This window comes from Undibacterium sp. RuTC16W, from assembly GCF_049339445.1.
Lineage (GTDB): Bacteria > Pseudomonadota > Gammaproteobacteria > Burkholderiales > Burkholderiaceae_D > Undibacterium.
Genome location: NZ_JBMPPE010000075.1, coordinates 1 through 352, shown reverse-complemented (window position 1 = coordinate 352; position 352 = coordinate 1). Strand labels below are relative to the sequence as shown.

Annotated in this window: 1 other RNA gene; it reads right to left on the bottom strand. The window is 59.1% G+C overall.

Features of this window, described 5'->3' with window-relative positions:
* Nucleotides 1-8: 8 nt before the first annotated feature.
* Nucleotides 9-352, bottom strand: a transfer-messenger RNA (tmRNA) gene (gene ssrA / locus ACO0K4_RS19585).

The window sequence follows — 352 nt, the reverse complement described above, 5'->3', positions numbered from 1 at the left end:
GTGGAGGCGGCGGGAATTGAACCCGCGTCCGTCAGTCCGCAACCGGCGGTTCTACATGCTTAGTCGGTCTTTCTTTTTAGCCCACCGCAACCCGGCCGACAGGGCGCGCGGTGTGGCGATTCCGGTAGGGTTTTAACGCTTCCGCCCCGGACGAGCTTCCGCGCGATCTTGTGAGAGTCGACGCCTGGAACCTGAACGCACAAGCACGGCTTCAGTCAGACGGCACCCTACTGGGTATTAAGCAGCGAGTGCGTAGTTGTCGTCGTTGGCAACTAAAGTTTTGCAGAGTGATTTACGAGGTCACTGCACCTCGGCATGCACCTCAGGTTTCGCAACCCACGTCGAAGCCAAG